At 67.5% G+C, this 18,878-nt stretch carries 18 protein-coding genes; 8 read left to right on the top strand and 10 right to left on the bottom strand.

Going from position 1 to position 18,878, the window contains the following annotated elements; translation table 11 throughout:
- The first annotated feature begins 43 nt into the window (after positions 1-43).
- Positions 44-343, top strand: a complete 300-nt coding sequence (locus HBE64_RS09735) for a hypothetical protein (protein WP_371744181.1) — start codon at positions 44-46, stop codon at positions 341-343.
- 60 nt (positions 344-403) lie between these two features.
- On the opposite strand, the gene katG is transcribed toward HBE64_RS09735, so the two are convergent.
- The 3 genes from katG to HBE64_RS09720 form a co-directional block, all read right to left on the bottom strand.
- Entirely contained in the window at positions 404-2,596 is a 2,193-nt protein-coding gene (katG, locus tag HBE64_RS09730) for a catalase/peroxidase HPI (RefSeq protein ID WP_208300607.1), read from the bottom strand.
- 43 nt (positions 2,597-2,639) lie between these two features.
- Complete coding sequence (locus HBE64_RS09725) at positions 2,640-3,083, bottom strand: Fur family transcriptional regulator (RefSeq protein WP_167100920.1); 444 nt, start codon at positions 3,081-3,083, stop codon at positions 2,640-2,642.
- Between the two features lie 75 nt (positions 3,084-3,158).
- Positions 3,159-3,383 carry a hypothetical protein gene (locus tag HBE64_RS09720; protein WP_167100917.1) on the bottom strand — a complete coding sequence of 75 codons (225 nt, stop codon included), beginning with the start codon at positions 3,381-3,383 and terminating at the stop codon, positions 3,159-3,161.
- Between the two features lie 209 nt (positions 3,384-3,592).
- On the opposite strand from HBE64_RS09720, the gene HBE64_RS09715 reads away from it, so the two are divergent.
- Positions 3,593-4,486 carry a mycobacterial-type methylenetetrahydrofolate reductase gene (locus HBE64_RS09715; protein WP_167100914.1) on the top strand — a complete coding sequence of 298 codons (894 nt, stop codon included), beginning with the start codon at positions 3,593-3,595 and terminating at the stop codon, positions 4,484-4,486.
- A gap of 10 nt (positions 4,487-4,496) precedes the next feature.
- Positions 4,497-5,474 (top strand): o-succinylbenzoate synthase, encoded by a 978-nt coding sequence (locus tag HBE64_RS09710; RefSeq protein ID WP_167100911.1) that lies wholly within the window; start codon positions 4,497-4,499, stop codon positions 5,472-5,474.
- On the opposite strand, the gene HBE64_RS09705 is transcribed toward HBE64_RS09710, so the two are convergent.
- Both HBE64_RS09705 and HBE64_RS09700 read right to left on the bottom strand, forming a co-directional pair.
- Positions 5,471-5,656, bottom strand: coding sequence for a hypothetical protein (locus tag HBE64_RS09705; protein ID WP_167100908.1), 186 nt, complete (start codon positions 5,654-5,656; stop codon positions 5,471-5,473). The genes HBE64_RS09710 and HBE64_RS09705 overlap by 4 nt on opposite strands.
- Position 5,657: 1 nt before the next feature.
- Entirely contained in the window at positions 5,658-6,626 is a 969-nt protein-coding gene (locus tag HBE64_RS09700; RefSeq protein WP_167100905.1) for an MOSC N-terminal beta barrel domain-containing protein, read from the bottom strand.
- Positions 6,627-6,748: 122 nt separating this feature from the next.
- On the opposite strand from HBE64_RS09700, the gene HBE64_RS09695 reads away from it, so the two are divergent.
- Together HBE64_RS09695 and HBE64_RS09690 are read left to right on the top strand one after the other, a co-directional pair.
- Entirely contained in the window at positions 6,749-7,669 is a 921-nt protein-coding gene (locus HBE64_RS09695; protein WP_167100902.1) for a CoA ester lyase, read from the top strand.
- Between the two features lie 9 nt (positions 7,670-7,678).
- Complete coding sequence (locus HBE64_RS09690) at positions 7,679-8,155, top strand: nitroreductase/quinone reductase family protein (RefSeq protein WP_167100899.1); 477 nt, start codon at positions 7,679-7,681, stop codon at positions 8,153-8,155.
- 1 nt (position 8,156) lies between these two features.
- On the opposite strand, the gene HBE64_RS09685 is transcribed toward HBE64_RS09690, so the two are convergent.
- Both HBE64_RS09685 and HBE64_RS09680 read right to left on the bottom strand, forming a co-directional pair.
- The gene (locus HBE64_RS09685) at positions 8,157-8,978 is read right to left on the bottom strand and encodes a bifunctional 2-polyprenyl-6-hydroxyphenol methylase/3-demethylubiquinol 3-O-methyltransferase UbiG (RefSeq protein WP_243841559.1); all 822 of its coding nucleotides are present in this window, start codon (positions 8,976-8,978) and stop codon (positions 8,157-8,159) included.
- 86 nt (positions 8,979-9,064) lie between these two features.
- Positions 9,065-11,593 carry a glycogen/starch/alpha-glucan phosphorylase gene (locus HBE64_RS09680; RefSeq protein ID WP_167100897.1) on the bottom strand — a complete coding sequence of 843 codons (2,529 nt, stop codon included), beginning with the start codon at positions 11,591-11,593 and terminating at the stop codon, positions 9,065-9,067.
- Between the two features lie 286 nt (positions 11,594-11,879).
- On the opposite strand from HBE64_RS09680, the gene HBE64_RS09675 reads away from it, so the two are divergent.
- Together HBE64_RS09675 and HBE64_RS09670 are read left to right on the top strand one after the other, a co-directional pair.
- Positions 11,880-13,013: an acyl-CoA dehydrogenase family protein gene (locus HBE64_RS09675; RefSeq protein ID WP_167108993.1), complete on the top strand. Its 1,134-nt coding sequence runs from the start codon at positions 11,880-11,882 to the stop codon at positions 13,011-13,013.
- Between the two features lie 59 nt (positions 13,014-13,072).
- Positions 13,073-13,420, top strand: a complete 348-nt coding sequence (locus tag HBE64_RS09670) for a hypothetical protein (RefSeq protein WP_167100894.1) — start codon at positions 13,073-13,075, stop codon at positions 13,418-13,420.
- 2 nt (positions 13,421-13,422) lie between these two features.
- Here the strand turns inward: HBE64_RS09670 and HBE64_RS09665 are convergent, their stop codons facing one another.
- Together HBE64_RS09665 and HBE64_RS09660 are read right to left on the bottom strand one after the other, a co-directional pair.
- Positions 13,423-14,808 (bottom strand): aspartate aminotransferase family protein, encoded by a 1,386-nt coding sequence (locus tag HBE64_RS09665; RefSeq protein ID WP_167100892.1) that lies wholly within the window; start codon positions 14,806-14,808, stop codon positions 13,423-13,425.
- Positions 14,809-14,831: 23 nt separating this feature from the next.
- Complete coding sequence (locus tag HBE64_RS09660; protein ID WP_167100889.1) at positions 14,832-16,349, bottom strand: CoA-acylating methylmalonate-semialdehyde dehydrogenase; 1,518 nt, start codon at positions 16,347-16,349, stop codon at positions 14,832-14,834.
- An 80-nt stretch (positions 16,350-16,429) separates the two neighbouring features.
- Here HBE64_RS09660 and HBE64_RS09655 point away from each other — a divergent pair, with 80 nt between their 5' ends.
- Complete coding sequence (locus HBE64_RS09655; RefSeq protein WP_167100887.1) at positions 16,430-18,025, top strand: PucR family transcriptional regulator; 1,596 nt, start codon at positions 16,430-16,432, stop codon at positions 18,023-18,025.
- Positions 18,026-18,031: 6 nt separating this feature from the next.
- Here the strand turns inward: HBE64_RS09655 and HBE64_RS09650 are convergent, their stop codons facing one another.
- The gene (locus HBE64_RS09650) at positions 18,032-18,850 is read right to left on the bottom strand and encodes a formate/nitrite transporter family protein (protein WP_167100884.1); all 819 of its coding nucleotides are present in this window, start codon (positions 18,848-18,850) and stop codon (positions 18,032-18,034) included.
- Positions 18,851-18,878 lie beyond the last annotated feature (28 nt).

Raw genomic sequence — 18,878 nt, 5'->3', positions numbered from 1 at the left:
CGGCTCGGCCGACGAGGAAAGGGGACCGGCTATGAAGTATTCGGTGCGAACTCTGGGGGGTGCCGCCGCGGTGGTGTTCGCCCTCGCCGGCCTCCCGCTGACGGTCACGACCATCCAGCCCAGTGGCGATGCCAACGCCGACGTCTGCGCCAGCGCAGGCCGGCGCGTCACGGTCAGCGGCTGCGCCAACCTGGCTGACGTGGTGGCCCCGTATGTGCCGCCGCCGGCCTACTACGCGCCGCTGCCCGAGGACTACCCGCCGCCTCCGCCGCCGCCACCGCCGGCGGTCACCGGGTGCGTGGGCTGGAACGGCCGTTGGGTCAACGCCGGCGCCTGCAACTAGCCACAATGACGAAACCCCGCGGACCGAGGTCCGCGGGGTTTCGCTGTTAAGGGACTGCTGTCAGGCCAGATCGAACCGGTCGTTGTCCATGACCTTCGCCCACGCCGAGACGAAGTCCTTGACGAACTTCTCCTTGGCATCGTCTTCGGCGTACACCTCGGCCAGCGCCCGCAGCTGCGAGTTCGAGCCGAAGAGCAGATCGACGCGGCTGGCGGTGTACTTGGCCGCACCGCTGGCTCGGTCCTTGCCGATGTAGGTGCCGTCGTCAGCCGGCGAGGGCTCCCACTTGGTGCTCATGTCGAGCAGGTTGACGAAGAAGTCGGTGCTCAGCACACCCGGCTTGTCCGTGAACACACCGTGCTTGGTGCCACCGAAGTTGGTACCGAGCACACGCAGCCCGCCGACCAGAACCGTCAGCTCCGGACCCGACACGCCGAGCAGGTTCGCCCGGTCGATCAGGTGGTACTCGGCGGGCAGGTTCAGACCCTTGCCCGCGTAGTTGCGGAAACCGTCGGCCTTGGGCTCCAGGTAGGCGAACGACTCGACATCGGTCTGATCCTGGGTGGCATCGCCACGGCCCGAGGTGAAGGGCACCTCGATGTCGAAACCGGCTGCGGCAGCGGCCTTCTCGACACCGACATTGCCGCCCAGCACCACCAGGTCGGCGAACGACACCGGGAAGCCGGCCGAGGACTGGATGCCCTCGAGCGCGCGGATCACCTGAGCCAGTTCGTCGGGCTCGTTGACCTCCCAGCCGAGCTGCGGCTGCAGCCGGATGCGGCCGCCGTTGGCACCACCGCGCATATCGCTGTTGCGGTAGGACGACGCCGCCTTCCATGCGGTCGACACCAGCTGGGCCACGGTCAGACCGGAGTCCGCGATGGCCGACTTGAGCGCGGCGACCTGTTCGGCTGACAGGGGAGTGCCTGCCGGGATCGGGTCCTGCCACACCCACGTCTGCTTCGGCACATCCGGGCCGAGGTAGCGCACGACCGGCCCCATGTCGCGGTGCAGCAGCTTGAACCAGGCCTTGGCGAACTCGTCGGCGAGCTCTTCGGGATGGTCCAGCCAGCGGCGGGTGATCTCGCCGTAGATCGGGTCGAACCGCATCGACAGGTCGGTGGTCAGCATCGACGGGTGCGTCTTGCCGTCACCCTGCGCCATCGGAACCGAGTTGGCCCAGCCGTCGTTCTTAGGCTTCCACTGGTTGGCACCGGCGGGGCTCTTGGTCAGCTCCCACTCGTTGCCGTAGAGGATCTCCAGGAAGCTGTTGTCCCACTTGGTCGGGGTGTGCGTCCAGGTGACCTCGAGACCACTGCTGACGGTCTCGTTGCCGACACCCGAGTTGGCCCAGCCGAAGCCCTGCAGCTCCAGCGGCGCGGCTTCGGGCTCGACGCCGTTCTCGACCGGGGTCGCACCGTGCGTCTTGCCGAAGGTGTGTCCGCCGACGATCAGCGCCGCGGTCTCCACGTCGCTCATCGCCATCCGGCCGAAGGTCTCGCGGATGTCGACCGCAGCGGCCAGCGGGTCCGGAACACCTTCCGGGCCTTCGGGATTGACGTAGATCAGGCCCATCATGGTGGCGCCCAGCGGGTTCTCCAGCTTGGTGCGGTCGCTACCGGCGTAGCGGTCCTGCGAGCCGAGCCATTCCGCCTCCGCGCCCCAGTAGACGTCCTCTTCGGGCTCCCAGTAGTCGGGACGGCCGAACGCGAATCCCGCGGTCTTGAAGCCCATGTTCTCCAGTGCCCGGTTGCCTGCGTAGACCAGCAGATCCGACCACGACAGTTTCTTGCCGTACTTCTTCTTCACCGGCCAGAGCAGCCGGCGCGCCTTGTCCAGGCTGACGTTGTCGGGCCAGCTGTTGAGCGGGGCGAACCGCTGCATGCCCTTACCGCCGCCGCCGCGACCGTCCTGCACCCGGTAGGTACCGGCGGCGTGCCAGGACATCCGGATGAAGAACGGGCCGTAGTGGCCGAAGTCGGCGGGCCACCAGTCCTGCGAGTCGGTCATGACCGCGTCGACGTCCCGTGCCAGCTCGTCGAAGTCCAGGCCGAGGACCTCCGAGCGGTAGTCGTAGTCGGGGTCCATCGGGTTGATGACCTCGGGATCCTTCTGCAGGATCTTGAGGTTGACGGCGTTCGGCCACCAGTCGCGGTTGCTGCCGCCCTCGACGGGCGGCTTGATGCGCATCGGGCAACCGCTTTCGGCGGGTTCGCTCTGTGCCGCACCGATGGGTGGGGTTTCCTCAGCCACGTTCATTCCTTTCGGGATTGGGTGTTGGTGAATCCGGCCGCGGTCACGGTTGTGCCCGCGAAATCTGTTGGGTGGAGCAGTCGGGGCACAGGCCCCAGTAGATGACCTCGGCTTCGTCGATGGCGAAGCCGAGATCGTCGGCGGCGGTCAGGCATGGCGCCTCACCGACGGCACAGTCGACGTCGCCGATCACTCCGCAGTGTCGGCAGACGATGTGGTGGTGGTTGTCGCCGACCCGCGACTCGTAGCGCGCCACCAGACCCGAGGGCTGGATGCGGCGCACCAGGCGGGCCGTGGTCAGAGCGTGCAGCACGTCGTAGACGGCTTGCCGGGAAACATCGGGCAACCCGGTGCGCACGACGCTGAAGATCGTCTCGGTGTCGGCGTGCGGATTGGCCTGCACGGCCTCGAGGACCGCCACCCGGGGCCGGGTGACCCGCAGGTCAGCTGCACGCAGCTGGTCCGCGAAATCCGCCATCGAGCTCACACGGCAGATACTTCCACCGTTTTCTGGACTGAGTCAAGACTAAGTTTCCAGCGTGTCGTGAGTCCTCGATCACGGTCACGGCGTGGCTGCACCTTGGGTCGGTACCACGGGTGTCAGCGGCGGCAGGGGTTTCGGGCTGAACGAGTTGGGACCACCATTGACCGCTTTGCTGGTGGGCTGGACCGATCCACTGGTCGTGGACTGCTGCGGCGCCTCCGCGGGCTTGGCGCATGCCGCCACGACCATGAGGGCCGCCGCGGTCAGAAGAATCGCCCAACGCCGTCCCGTCGAACGCCTCATCGGCTCACCCTCCGCACGATTCCGCCATGGCACCCGAAGCCGGGCCGCCGACACCCACCGAAGCTACCCCCCGGCCGAGTCCCGAACAGAAGTTTGCCCCATCTACCGGCAGATGTCCTGGCAGGCGGGATGTGGGCAGTCCTGAACGCCTGTCTGAAGTCCGGTCGGTATGGTGATGCATTCCCTGTCGTCTGATCAGGAGCAGCTTGGTGCCCCTCAACACGGTCGCGCTCGAACTCGTGCCACCGAATACCGACCGCGGTCCCGAGGAAATTCTGGACGAGGCTCGCAAGGTCATGCGGTACTCCGCCGAAACAGGGCTGCACGGGGCGATCCGGCACGTGATGATCCCCGGCATGATCGCCGAGGACGACGACCGTCCGGTCGAGATGAAGCCCAAGCTCGACGTGCTGGACTACTGGTCACGTATCGCGCCGGAACTTCCCGGCTTCCGCGGACTGTGCACCCAGGTCACCGCTTTCATGGACGAGACCACGCTGCGTGCCCGATTGACCGAACTGCTTACCGCCGGGATGGAGGGCATCGCGTTCGTCGGCGTTCCCCGCACGATGAGTGACGGCGAGGGCTCCGGCGTCGCTCCCACCGACGCGCTGACCATCTACCGCGACCTGGTGCCCAACCGGGGCGTCATCCTGATTCCCACCCGCGAGGGCGAGGAAGGACGGTTCGGCTTCAAGTGCGGTCAGGGCGCGACATACGGCATGACCCAACTGCTGTACTCCGATGCCATCGTGGGGTTCCTGACCGACTTCGCCCGCGAGCACGACCACCGCCCGGAGATCCTGCTCTCGTTCGGTTTCGTTCCCAAGGTCGAAACCCGTGTCGGACTGATCAATTGGCTGATCCAGGACCCCGGTAACGCGCTGGTGGCCGCCGAACAGGACTTCGTCGCGACCCTGGCCGGCAACGAACCCGACGTCAAACGCAAGATGCTCGTCGACCTCTACAAACGCATCATCGACGGGGTCGGCGACCTCGGCTTCCCGCTGAGCATCCACTTCGAGGCCACCTACGGCATGTCGAAGGCGGCGTTCGAGACGTTCGCCGAGATGCTTGCCTACTGGTCACCGTCTCCTTCGTAACCCGGCGCCCGTGCAAACCCTGATCGACTTCGACAACGCGCCGGTATTCGCGATCCCGGTCCGCGATGGCTATCCCGGTTTCGCCGGTCGCGAGGGGATGCTTCTGGAAGGCCCGCAGGGCTGGGGTGAGTTCAGCCCGCCCGCCGCTGCGACAGATCTGCACGCGGTGCGGTTCCTGACCGCGGCGGTCGAAGCGGGAACCGTCGGCTGGCCGGATCCGGTGCGCGGACGGGTGCCGGTCGCGGTCACCGTTGCGGCCGTCGACCCCGCCGAGGCCACTGCCATGGCGTCGCAGAGTGGCTGCCCGGCGGCCGACGTGCGGGTGGCCGCGCACCCGGACTCGCTGCCGGAGGACATCGCCCGGCTCGAAGCGGTGCGCGCCGCCCTCGGACCGGCGGCCGCCATCCGCTGTGACGCCGGGGGAGCGTGGGACGTCGACACCGCCGTCACCGCGATCGCGGCCCTCGACGCCGCCGCAGGCGGGCTGGAGTTCGTCGAGCAGCCGTGCGCGACGCTGGCGGAGTTGGCCGCCGTACGCAGGCGAGTCGACGTGCGCATCGCCGCCGACGAATCGATCCGCGATGCGCCCGACCCGTTCGGCCTCGACCTCGCCGACGCCGCCGACGTCGCCGTCCTCACGGTCGGGCCGCTCGGGGGTGTTCGCCGCACGCTGCGGGTCGCCGAGTCCTACGACATCCCCTGCGTCGTCTCCTCGCCGCCGGACAGCAGCATCGGCCTCGCCGGTGGGCTTGCGGTGGCGGGCGTGCTGCCCGACCTGCCCTTCGCCTGTGGCCTGGCCACCGTCATGGCGCTGGCGGGCGATCTGGTCTCGCCGGGCCGTTCACTGATCCCGGTGGACGGCCACCTGCCGGTCGCGCCGATGCCGGCCGCGCCGGACCGCGATCTCCTGCAGCGCTTCGCGGTCACCGACGCCGAGCGGGTCGCCTGGTGGCGTGAACGATTGCGGACCGTTCAGCACCTGCTCTAGCGCCTCGGCCGCCAGGCCGCGATGGCGACACCGACGCCGATCAGGGCGATGAGCGGTCCGAGCACCGACCACGTCGTCGTATTGCTCATCGGGCTGCCCTGCACCGCCCCGAAACCCTGCAGGGTGAACAGCAGGCCGAACAGCGCCACCAGAACACCGAGACCACCGACGACATTGCGCATGTCAGTTCCTTCCTCCGTTGGGGATGGCGGCGGAGAAGGCACGCATCACCATTCGTTTGACTTTCACCGCACCGGTCTCCGTATTCGCCCGCTGCGGCGGTTCCAGTTGCAGCACATCGCCTTCGGCGATCACGCCCGGTTTCGCGACGTCGCCGTACGCGCCCAGACAACGCCTCGAGTGGGTAGCGATGGCCCGGGTGACGTCGCGATCCTGCTTGAGCTCGGGCTGCTCGTGCGACGGCATGACGCAGCGGATGGTCGGGATCAGCGGCGCCAGGTCGGCGTGCGGACCGTGCAGCACTCCACCGCACCAGTCCCACTCCGGATGCGCCGAGTCCGAGGCGGCATCCACCAGGACCGTCGGCCGGAATCGCCGCACGTCGAAATCGGAATCAGGGGCCACCGCCGCCATCGCGGCCAGGCTCTGCGTGGTCAGGATGTGCACCGGGTAGGCATCGACATAGCTGCCGACCGGGGTGGCATACCGGGTGATCTCGGCGAGCTTGCGCACCGGAAACATCGACAGGTCCGGCAACGGCTCGTCGTCGGCGAGGCCGAAGATCGTCCGCAGGTCGCTCTTGGTGGCCATCGGGGTGCGGTACTGGTGACGGTCGGAAATAGGTGGCAGCGGCCGCAGTTCGACGTCGTGGTCGACGTACTCCGACAACGCCCGGTGCACACCGGGATCGGCGCTGGAGAACTCCCGGCCGTCGGGCAGCCCGACGATCACTTCCGGCGCGCGCCCCGGCCCGGCGTCGGCGGCCGGCGGCTGCGCGTAGCGGGCCGTGCACCACAGCAGTCCCGGCAGCTTCTTGGCGCTGGTCGTGGTGTCGTGTTCGACGTCGCGCACCGCCCAGGTGCGATCGGCATGCAGACCGAGCGTTCCGATCTGCGCGTTGGCGATCCGCTCGCCGGCCATCGATTTCACGGGATATCGCCAGAGCGACACGATGCGACCGGCTTTGACCATGGCGTCAGCTTATGCCTGCCACAGTCGCACCGGCCGGGCAACGACCTGCCGTCGGTGCAGCACCCCGCTGCTGCCAGGATGGTGCTGCACATTCGCGGCAGGAAAGGCGCCAGGGCAACACCATGTACGACCAGAGCAGCGGCTGGGATTCCAACGAGTCCCACGACGTCGGATTCCGCATCGACCCGGTGCTGGCCCGCAGCTGGCTGCTGGTCAACGGCGCCCACGCCGACAAGTTCGCGGCGGCGGTGCGCTCGCGTGCCGACATCGTCGTGCTCGACATCGAGGACGCCGTCGCACCGAAGGACAAGACATCGGCGCGGGACAACGTGGTGGCATGGCTGGCGGCCGGCAACAGCGACTGGGTGCGCATCAACGGCTTCGGCACGCCGTGGTGGGCCGATGACCTCGAGGCGTTGGCCACCACGTCGCTCGGTGGGGTGATGCTGGCGATGGTCGAGTCCGTCGACCATGTCACCGAGACCGCCAAGCGGCTGCCCAACACCCCGATCGTCGCCCTGGTCGAGACCGCGCGCGGACTGGAGCGGATCACCGAGATCGCGTCCGCGAAGGGAACCTTCCGGCTGGCGTTCGGCATCGGCGACTTCCGCCGCGACACCGGGTTCGGCGACAATCCGGCCACGCTGGCCTATGCGCGGTCGCGGTTCACCATCGCCGCCAAGGCGGCGCACCTGCCGGGCCCGATCGACGGCCCGACCGTGGGCTCGAGCGCACTCAAACTCAGCGAGGCCACCGCGGTCTCCGCCGAGTTCGGCATGACCGGCAAGATCTGCCTGACGCCGGATCAGTGTCCGACGGTCAACGAAGGGCTCGCGCCGTCGCAGGAAGAGATCACCTGGGCCAAGGAGTTCTTCGCCGAGTTCGAGCGCGACGGCGGCGAGATCCGCAACGGCTCGGATCTGCCGCGGATCGCGCGCGCCAACAAGATCCTCGACCTGGCCCGCGCCTACGGCATCGAGGTCTCGGAGTTCGACGATCAGGCGGTCCACGCCAGCGCGCCGTCGGACACCTACCACTACTAGGACGAGTCGATGACGCAGAACCGGGGCTCGCGACTGTTCAGCCTTGCCGGACGGCTGATGAGCCGCCCGTGGATGCGGCCGGTGACGCGCACGTTCAGCGATCTGCACGCGACGCTGTACCGGGCGACCGGTGGCGCGGCGCAGAACCCGAACTACCCGACCATGCTGCTCACCGTGACCGGCCGCAAGAGCGGCAAGCAGCGGACGGTGCCGCTGATCTACCTCCAGGACGGCGACCGGCTGGTCATCGCTGCGGCGTACGCTGGTAGCGACTCGAACCCCACGTGGTGGCTGAATCTGCAGGCGAACCCGGAAGCCGTTGCGCGGCTGCGGGATCGGGAGATTACGGTGCGCGCCGAACTGGCTCCTGCCGAACAGCGCGGCGAGCTGTGGCAGCGGTTGGTGGCGATGTATCCGTATTTCACCGAGTACCAGCAGCGCACCGGCCGGGAAATCCCCGTGGTGATCCTGACACCGACCGGATAGCTCAAGGTTTGACCGCCTGCAACGTATAGCTCAGCGGCAGCCGGTCACCGTGCTCGATCAGCCGCCATTCGCCGCCGTCCTCGCGCATCCGCCCGGGCAGTGCATCCCAGGGCACCGAGTCGTGTTCGACGAACATGGTCAGGCGCAGGCCGGCGTCGAGTATCGCGGTGACGATCTCACCCATGCCGTGGTTCCACTCCCGCGACTCGGCGTTGGTGAAGACCGCGTCGGTCTGCACATAAGTCTCCGAGGCGTCAAACCGTAACGGCTCCTCGTGTTCGAAGTACGGATATGCCAGCGCGATCACGTCCGTGCGGGTCTCGTCGACCGACCACAGCACCGGGTGACCTTCGCGCAGGAACAGCCGGCCGCCCGGCCGCAGCAAACGGGCGACCGATTCGGCCCAGCGACCGACGTCGGGCAGCCACACCAGCGCCCCGATTCCGGTGTACACGAGATCGAAAACGTTCCCGCACAACACTTCCGGTGCCGCATAGACGTCGGATTCGACGTAGTCGACGCTCACCCCCGCCGCCGAGGCGATCCCGCGGGCGATCTCCAGTGCGGCGCGGGAGAAGTCCAGCCCGGTCATCCGCGCCCCGAGACGGGCCAGCGAGATCGTGTCCGTGCCGATATGGCACTGCAGGTGAACCGCGCGCAGTCCGGACAACGCACCCAGTCGGGGAACGTCGAATCGGACGACGTCGGAGAGTCGGTTCGGATCGGCGATCAATTGTTGAACCGCATAGTCCGGCGATGCCGCATGCGCCGGGGCGCGCTCGTCCCACATCGCGCGGTTGACCTCACGGTGTTCGGTGTACACACCACCCACTGTGGCAGCCCGCTCGCGATTCAGCGCGCGTTCAACCGTCGAACATCGACCGAAGATGAGGACTGAGGCCGGGGCCCCTACAGGTCCACCGGCATCGGAGTGACGTTCCAGATGTCGTCGCAGTACTGCGCGATCGCCCGGTCCGAGCTGAACTTGCCGCTGCGGGCCGCGTTGAGGATCGACATCCGTGACCAGGTGTCGCGGTCCTGCCAGGCCGCACTGACCTTGGCCTGGCAGTCCACGTACGAGCGATAGTCGGCCAGCACCAAGAACGGGTCATGGTGAATCAGGTTGTCCACCACCGGCCGAAGGACCTCGGTGTCGCCGTGCGTGAACGCGCCCGAAAGGGTCAACTCCAGCACCTCGGCAAGTTCGGGATCGTTCTCGATGTAGCTCGCGGGCCGGTAACCCTCGGCCTTGATGCGCTCCACCTCGTCGACGGTGAGACCGAACAGGAAAAAGTTCTCGGCCCCGGCCTCTTCGCGGATCTCGACGTTGGCACCGTCGAGTGTCCCGATGGTCAGCGCGCCGTTCATCATGAACTTCATGTTGCCGGTGCCGGAAGCTTCCTTACCCGCGGTGGAAATCTGCTCGGAGAGGTTGGCGGCCGGGTAGATCAGGTGGGCGTTCTGGACGTTGAAGTTCGGCAGGAACACCACTTTCATGAAGCGGTTGACATCGGGGTCGTTGTTCACCGTGGCCCCGACCGCGGTGATCATCCTGATGATGCGCTTGGCCATGAAGTACCCGGGCGCGGCCTTGCCGCCGAAGATGAACGCCCGGGGGGCGATCGCGAAGCTCGGGTTCTGCTTGAGCCGGTTGTAGAGCGTGATGATGTGCAGGACGCTGAGATGCTGGCGCTTGTACTCGTGGATTCGTTTGACCTGGATGTCGAACATCCAGGTTGGGTCCAGCTCGATGCCGGTGGTCGAGTGGACGAACTCACCGAGTCGACTCTTGTTGGCACGCTTGACATCTCGCCAACGCTGCCGGAACTCGGGATCGTCGACGAAGTTCTCCAGCTCACGCAGCTGGTCGAGTTCGGTCAGCCAACCCTCGCCGATCGTCTCGTCGAGCAGGCTGCGCAGCCCCGGGTTGGACAGGGCCAGGAAGCGGCGCGGCGTCACGCCGTTGGTGACGTTGCCGAAACGCTCCGGCCACATCTCGTAAAAGTCTTGCAACACACTGGCTTTGAGCAGTTCTGAGTGCAGTGCGGCCACCCCGTTGATCGCGTGACTGCCGACCGTGGCCAGGTGTGCCATCCGCACGCTCTTGCCGCCGTCCTCACCGATGAGCGACATCCGGCGGATACGATCCTCGTCGCCGGGAAAACGTGCCCGCACCTCGTCAAGGAAGCGGTTGTTGATCTCGTAGATGATCTCCAGATGCCGCGGCAGCGACTCGCCGAAGATGCCCAGCGGCCACGTTTCGAGCGCCTCGGGCAGCAGCGTGTGGTTGGTGTAGCCAAAGGTTTCCAGCGTGATGGCCCACGCGTCATCCCAACTCAGATGGTGCTCGTCGATGAGCAGCCGCATCAGCTCGGCCACCGCGATCGAGGGGTGGGTGTCGTTGAGCTGGATGGCCCACTTCTGGGGCAGCGCGTCCAGCGGCAGGCTGGCCCGCTCGGTGTGGATGCGCAGGATGTCCTGCAGCGAGCACGACACGAAGAAGTACTGCTGCTGAAGGCGCAGGCGCTTACCGGCGTCGGGCTCGTCGTTGGGGTAGAGGACTTTTGAGACCTTCTCGGCGACAACCTCGTCTTCGACGGCCTTGTAGAAGTCGCCGGTGTTGAACGCCTCCAACGCAAAGGACTCCACCGACCGGGCGCTCCACAGCGTCAACGTGTTGCAGGTGTTGACCCCGTAGCCCTGGATCGGGGTGTCATAGGAGACACCCTTGATCACCTGCTGGGGAATCCATCGCACGCGGTGATGGCCGGCCAGGTCCTCGTACTGCTCGGTGTAGCCGCCCCAGTTGACGATGTAGCTGGCGTCCGGCTTGTCGATCTCCCAGGGGTTGCCACCCACCAACCAGTTGTCCGTCTTCTCGACCTGCCAGCCGTTCTGGATCTCCTGGTCGAAGATGCCGAACTCGTAGCGGATGCCGTAGCCGATCGAGGGCCGCTCCAGGGTGGCCAGCGAGTCCAGGTAACAGGCAGCCAGCCGGCCCAGGCCGCCGTTGCCCAGTCCGGGCTCCTCTTCACAGCCCAGGATTTCGTCGAGCTCCTGGCCCAGCGCGGCCAGCGCCTCCCGGGCCTGCTTCTCGATTCCGAGGTTGAGCAGGTTGTTGCCCAGTTGGGGACCCATCAGGAACTCGGCCGACAGGTAGCAGGTCACCTTGTTCGACAGGTCGAGCCAGTCCTGGGTGGTCGCCATCCAGCGCTGCTGCATCCGGTCGCGCACCGCCAGGGCCAGCGCCCGGTAGTAGTGCTCGGGAGTGAGCGCCGCGGCGGGCCGGGCGATCGAGTACATCAGGTGGTCACTGATCGCGCGGCGCAGCGCATCTGCGGACAGGCCGGTGCGGCTGTGCTCGTGCGGCGGCGGGACGGACCCGGTGGCGTCGAAGTCTCCCACGTTGTCCGGCGTGGTGTTGACGACGTCGGTCATTGCCTGCTCCCTGCTTCTAGACAGCTAGTTGAGGACCGCAGTGTGGCATCGCCATGTTTCGCCACGGCGAGGTCTGCGAGTCGCTCCCGTGAACTATGGCCCATCAGCGGGCGTGCCGCAGGCCGAGCAAATCTGACGAGTCCCGCTTCTTGCCCCTGCGCCCGGCTCGGGGCTATACAGTTTTTCAAGGTTGTTCACTGCCGTGCAGCCCACCGCGTCAAGATCGGAGATTTCAGTGACGTCGACTGTCGAAGCGGGGGATCAGGTTCTGACCGTCGCGCGCGGGATGCGCGATCTGGTGGCCGCCCAGGCCGCCGAGTCCGAGCAGTTGCGCACGATGTCGCCGGCGATCGTCGAGGAGATGTGGGGCAGCGGCCTGATGACGTCGTTCAACCCCGTCGAGGCAGGCGGTGTCGAACCGACCTTCGCCGAGATGATCGAGACCTGGATTGAGATGGCCTGGCAGGACGGGTCCTTCGGCTGGATCGGCATCGCGAACCTGCCCTCGGCATTCGCGGTAGCCGCATATCTGCCCGACGACGGGTTCGCCGAGGTGTTCACCGCCAACGACAACAAGGTGACGATGGGCGGGCAGTTCTTTCCCAACGGCCAGGGCACCGCGGTCGATGGTGGGTACCGGGTGACGGGGTCCTGGAGCTTCGGGTCGGGCACCGGCCACTCGGAGTACGTGTGCGCAGGTTTCTTCCCGCTCGATGACGGCCAGCCGCGGATGGCAGCCGACGGGCTCCCGGACATGCAGGTGGCGGTGATCCCGCGCGAGGAGATCGTGTTCAAGGACGGCTGGCATGTCCAGGGGCTCAAAGCAACCGGTTCCTACGACTACAGCGTCGAGGATGTCTTCGTGCCGACCCGCCGGACTTTCCCGCTTTTCTCCCGGATCCCGAACCGGGGTAGTTCACCGGCCACCCGGATGGGGCTGATGCCGGTGACCGCCGCAGGCCACGCGTCGTGGGCGCTGGGCGTGGCCAAGAGCATGCTCGACGACGTCCAGGCCCTGGCAGCGACGAAGTACCGGATGAGCGACATGGCGTCGCTGGCCAGCCGCCCGACCTTCCAGAAGGACCTCGCGCACCATGTCTCGGCCTGGCGGGCGGCCAGGTTGTTGGTCCTGGATGCGTTCGGTGCCGCCGAGGACGCCGTCGCCGGCGGCGCAGACCTCACCCCGATGCTGCGCGCCGACATGCGCGCCGCCGCCGTGTACGCCACCGACGTGGCACGCAACTGCGCCGAGTGGGCCCACCTGGCCGCGGGCACTACGGCGATCCGGGAGGGCAGCCGCCTGGAGCGAGGCTTCCGCGACATCTACACCGGAACCCAGCACGCGTTCATCAGCGAGAAGGTCGCGATGGACGCCGCCCAGATTTGGCTCGGCATCATCGAGGATCAGCCGGGCCTGTAAGCGCCACGCTGAGCAATAGCGGCGCGTCGGGAGCCGGTCGCCGCTAGAGTCAGGAAGCTATGACGACCTGGTCGGCCCCGGCGACGCTCGATGCCCGGTCCTGCAGCCGCCGCCAGGCCAAACGCCTCAGTCGACAGTTCGCCGAAGTGGGCGTCGACATCAGTCCCGAACGCCTGCGTCACATCGCGATGGGCCGGCCGAGCAGCGAAGCCGAGTTGATCGACGTCAACTTCGCGCTCACCGCCAGCCAGCTGCTCGGCGAGAAGCGCCAGTCCAAACGTGGCCGCGCCCAACGCCGTTGGACGCATTCGCTGATCGTGATCGGCGCGATCGTGGTCGCACTCAATCTGCTGCTGTGCCTGGGACTGGTGATGTTCGTCCTGACCCAGCACACCTCGCCGTACTGACCTCAGCGGGTCATGTACGAGTCGGCGACGTCGAGCGCTTTGTCGAGGATGGCCAGGCCTTCGGCGACCTCGGCATCGGTGATGTTGCAGGCCGGCACGGCGTGGATCCGGTTGAAGTTGGCGAAGGGCAGCAGCCCGCCGGACTTGCAGGCCGCGATGACGGCGTTCATCGCGTCGCTGGATCCGCCGTAGGGTGCCAGCGGTTCCCGGCTGGCCTGGTTGGCGACGAGTTCGATCGCCCAGAACACACCGAGTCCACGGACCTCGCCCACTGAGGCATGCCGGGCGGCCAGTTCGCGTAGGCCGGGGCCGAGCACGGTCTCACCGATGCGGGCGGCGTTGGCCACCATCGCCTCGTCCTCCATCGCGTTGATGGTGGCGACCGCGGCCGCGCACGCCAGCGGGTGACCGGAGTAGGTCAGCCCGCCCGGATAGGCGCGGTCGGCGAAGGTGTTGTAGATCGCGTCGTTGATGGCCACGCCACCGAGCGGCACGTAGCCCGAGGTGACGCCCTTGGCGAACGTCATGAGGTCGGGCACGACGTCGAAATGGTCGATGGCGAACCACTTTCCGGTCCGGCCGAAGCCGGCCATCACCTCGTCGGCGATGAACACGATGCCGTGCCGGTCGCAGATCTCCCGCACGCCGGCCATGTAGCCGGGCGGCGGAACCATGATGCCCGCGGTCCCCGGGACCGACTCCAGGATGATCGCGGCGATGGTGGCCGGACCCTCGTGGGCGATGAGACGCTCGAGGTACTCCAGGGCACGCTGCGACTCCTGCTGCTCGTTCTCGGCGTAGAACGACGAGCGGTAGAGGAACGGGCCGTTGAAGTGCACGACGCCTGCGCTGGCGTAGTCGTTCGGGTAGCGCCGCGGGTCGCCGGTCAGGTTGATCGCCGTATCGGTGCCGCCGTGATACGAGCGGTAGCGGGAGAGCACCTTTCGCCGGCCGGTGTGCAGCCGTGCCATCCGCACCGCGTGCTCGACGGCGTCGGCGCCGCCGTTGGTGAAGAACACCCGGTTGAGGTCACCGGGGGTGCGCTCGGCGATCAGCCGGGCGGCCTCCGAGCGCGCGGCATTGGCGTGCTGCGGGGCGATGGTGCACAACTTGGCGGCCTGGTCGGCGATCGCCGCGACGACCTTCGGGTGCTGGTGGCCGATATTGGTGAACACCAGCTGTCCGGAGAAGTCGAGCAGCTTGTTGCCGTCGCCGTCCCAGATGTAGGAACCCTCCGAGGCGACGACGGTCATCGGCTTGATCTGCGCCTGCGCCGACCAGGAATGGAAGACGTGCTGGCGATCCAGCTCGTAGGCGCGGGCGGCTTCGGCGCGGGCGCTCTCAGCGTCCAGGCCGTTGGGCAGCAGGTGTGACGTAGTTGCGGTCATTGCGGTGTCTGCCTCTTTCGGGCTCAGTTGTTCTGGGGGAAGCCGAGATTGATGCCGCCGTGGGACGGGTCGAGCCACCGGGTGGTGACCACCTTGCCACGGGTGAAGAAGTGCACTCCCTCGGTTCCGTGGGCGTGGGTGTCACCGAACAGCGACGATTTCCACCCACCGAAACTGTAGTAGGCGGTCGGCACCGGGATGGGCACGTTGATGCCGACCATGCCGACCTCGACCTCGTTCTGGAAGCGGCGGGCAGCGCCGCCATCGTTGGTGAAGATCGCGGTGCCGTTGCCGTAGGGGTTGGAGTTGATCAGCGCCAGCGCCTCGTCGTAGGTGTCCACGCGCAGCACCGACAGCACCGGTCCGAAGATCTCGTCGGTGTAAACGCTCATCTCGGGGGTGACGTTGTCAATCAGGGTGGGGCCCAGCCAGAACCCGTCTTCTCCGCCGTCCGCGGCGACCGTGCGGCCGTCGACCACGATCGTCGCGCCGTCGGCTTCGCCGGCGTCGATGTAGGAGGCCACCCGATCGCGGTGGGCCTTGGTGACCAGCGGCCCCATGTCGGAGTTGCGGGTGCCGTCGCCGGTCTTCAAAGTCTTTGTGCGCTCGGCGATCTTGGCGACCAGCTCGTCGGCGATCGGTCCGACGGCGACGGCGGCCGAGATGGCCATGCAGCGCTCGCCGGCCGAACCGAAGCCGGCGTTGACCATCGCGTCGGCGGCCAGGTCCAGGTCGGCGTCGGGCAGGATCAGCGCGTGGTTCTTGGCGCCGCCGAGGGCCTGGACGCGCTTGCCGTGCATCGTGCCGGTGGAGTAGACGTACTGGGCGATCGGGGTGGAGCCGACGAAGGACACCGCCTTGATCGCCGGGTTGGTCAGCAGCTCGTCGACGGCAACCTTGTCACCCTGCAGGACGTTGAACACACCGTCGGGCAGGCCGGCCTCGGCCCACAGGTTGGCGATCCACAGCGAGGCCGACGGATCCTTCTCCGACGGCTTGAGGACCACGGTGTTGCCGGCGGCGATCGCGATGGGGAAGAACCACATCGGCACCATGGCCGGGAAGTTGAACGGGGAAATGACCGCCACCGGGCCGAGCGGCTGGCGAATGGAGGCCACGTCGACGTTGGTCGAGGCGTTCTCGGTCATACCGCCCTTGAGCAGGTGCGCGATGCCGCAGGCGAATTCGACGACCTCCTGGCCGCGGCTGACCTCACCGAGGGCGTCGGAGAGCACCTTGCCGTGCTCCGCGGTGATGAGCTCGGCCAGTTCCTGCTTGCGGGCGTTGAGCAGCTCGCGGAAGGCGAACAGGATAGTCGTGCGCTTGGCGACCGAGGTGTCGCGCCAGGCCGGGAAGGCGGCGCGCGCGGCCTCGATGACGGCCCGCGCGTCGGCGACGTCGGCCAGGGCGACCTGACCGGTCACCTGGCCGGTGGCGGGGTTGGTGACCGGTGCGGTCCGGTCGCTGCTGCCGGCGAAGGGCTTACCGTCGGCCCAGTGGGCGATGGTGCGGACGCGGGTGTGGGGCGCTGCGAGGGTCATGCATTTATCTTGGCCGCACCGGCCCCACCTCGATGCCGACAGTATGTATGGAGATTCCACTGAGCTCTTACACTGTGTAAGTGCAGCCCACACTTCGCGAGATTCTCGACCTCCCGACCGTTCGCGCAGGCCAGCCGGACGTGGTCTGCGCCGGCCAGTTGGACGTACCGGTGCGCTGGGTGCACGTCAGCGACCTCGCCGACCTCTCCGGTCTGCTGACCGGGGGCGAGTTGGTGCTGACGACGGGGCAAGCGCTGGCCGACCCGGCGGTGCGCGACGACTATCTACCGGGCCTGGCCGAGGCCGGTGCGGTGGGCGTGGTCGTCGAACTCGGGCTGCACGTCCAGGAGATTCCGGAGTCGGTTCTACGGTCGGGTGCGGAGCTGGCGTTTCCGGTCGTCGTGCTGCACCGCCCGGTGCGCTTCGTCGACGTCACCGAGGACGTTCACCGGCGGATCGTCACCGACCAGTACGCCGAGGTGGCCTACGCCCAGCGGGTGCACGAGGCCTTCACCGCGCTGAGCATGCGACGAGCCTCGATCGATCAGATCGTCTCGGCCACCGCCGAGATGCTGGAGACCCCGGTGGTCCTCGAGGACCTCAACCGTCAGGTGCTCTCCTTCGCCGCCCGCGAGATCCCGACATCGCAGCTGTTGTCGGACTGGGAACGCCGGTCGCGGCTGGCGGGCCCGCAGTCCTGGACCGCACGTCCGGTCGGCCCGTACCGCGAGGTGTGGGGCCGGCTGATCACACCGGAGGTCGCCGACGCCGATTCCCGGACGGTGACCACGCTGGAGCGGGCGGCCCAGGCGCTGGCCCTGCACCGCATGGTCGAGCAGAACAGGACGTCGCTGGAGCTGCGAGCGCAGAGCGGGCTGGTGGACGACCTTCGCCGGGGACGCGTCACCGACGAGGCCGAGGCGACCGCACGGGCCCACGCACTGGGGTTGCGCCCCGCGCTGACCTACGTGCCGATGGCGGCGCGGCTGCGGGAAGGTGCAGCCGCAGATCAGGTGGTGGTGCAGCAGCGCCGGGTGCGCACGCTGGACGCGATCATGCACGCGGTGCGCGTGGCCGGCCATACCGGACTGGCCGCCACCCGCGACGACGGCCAGATCGATCTGGTACTGGCACCGCAGCGGGCCAGCGGCCAGCCCACCTCGCTGGAGGCGGCGCTGACCGTGGTGTGCACCGAGATCAGGCGCACGGTCCTGCGACTCGATGGGGTGATCGACTGCGTGATCGGCGTCGGACCCGAGTCGAGCCGCCTGATCGATGCGGTCGGCGGATTGCGCGAGGCCGGGCACGTGGCCGAAGTTGCTATGTCGATGCCGTCGCACGACAGGCCTTTTCACCGATCTGCCGATGTCCGGCTGCGCGGCCTGATCTCGCTGATCCGCTCCGATGCCCGGGTGCAGGCCTTCGCCGAGACCGAACTTTCGGGGCTGCTGGCACACCGGGCCATCCATGGCGACGAGATGTTCGATCTGCTGCGCAGCTTCCTGACGGCCGGCGGCAACAAGGCCGAGCTGGCCCGCACCCTGCACATGTCGCGGCCCACGCTGTACTCGCGGCTCGATGCCCTCGAGCGGATCGTCGGCCTGGCTCTCGACGACGCCGAGTCGCGGGCGTCGCTGCATGTCGCCATGCTCATCCTCGGGTCGGCAGGGGAGTAGACGCCGTCATTCCTGCTCGGCATGGCGGCGCTCATCCTTGAGCCGTTCCTTACTGCGCAGCAACCGCAGCACTGTCACCAGACCCAGGCCACCGACGACGTTGCCGATCGCCGTATAGCCGAACCAGCCCAGCCAGTCGGCGTAGCCGAAGGGGGCTTCACCGGTGATCAGCGCGCCGAAGATCAGCAACGAGTCCAGGATCGAATGAAACAGCGTGAGACCGGCGAGCAGGAACGCCCCGGCTACCGCAGCCGCGATCTTGCCGGGCACCGAATCGGTGCCGTGCTGCATCCGCGTCATCAGCGTGATGACCATCCCGCCGAGCAAGGCCAGCGACACCGTCTGCACCGACAGCGGCGCCGTCGCGAAGTGCTTGGCGGACTCCACGGTCTGCTCGCGCAGTGTCGGCAGCGCCGCCATGATCAGCGCCATGATCACCCAGCCGCCGACCAGGTTCGCTGCCAGCGTTCCGCCCCACAGCTTGAGCAACTGCGGGAAGCCGGCCCGCTTGGCGGCCACTGTTGTCACCGGGACCAGGAAACCCTCGGTGAACAGCTCGCTGCGCCCGAGCAGCAGCGCGAGGAATCCGATCGAGAACGCCAGGCCCGCCAGCAGCTGGTTGTGGGTCTGCGCGAGTACCGACAGATACGCCAGGACGCCCATCGCGACCTCGGTGCCACCGAAGAAACCGGTCACGAGCACCTCTCGCCAGGTGCGGTGCAGACGTTGGCTGCCTTCGTCGACCATCCGCTCGAAGGCCTCTTCGAGTTCGTCCTCGATCGGACTGTCGGACTCGCCGAGTTGACGCTGGCTGGTTGTGCTCACGGACGGTCCTTAAGGGTCGAAGGTGCTT

It is taken from the genome of Mycobacterium sp. DL592, from assembly GCF_011694515.1.
Classification (GTDB): Bacteria; Actinomycetota; Actinomycetes; order Mycobacteriales; family Mycobacteriaceae; genus Mycobacterium.
The sequence above is the reverse complement of the archived record's forward strand: the minus strand, read 5'-3'. Positions and strand labels throughout refer to the sequence as shown.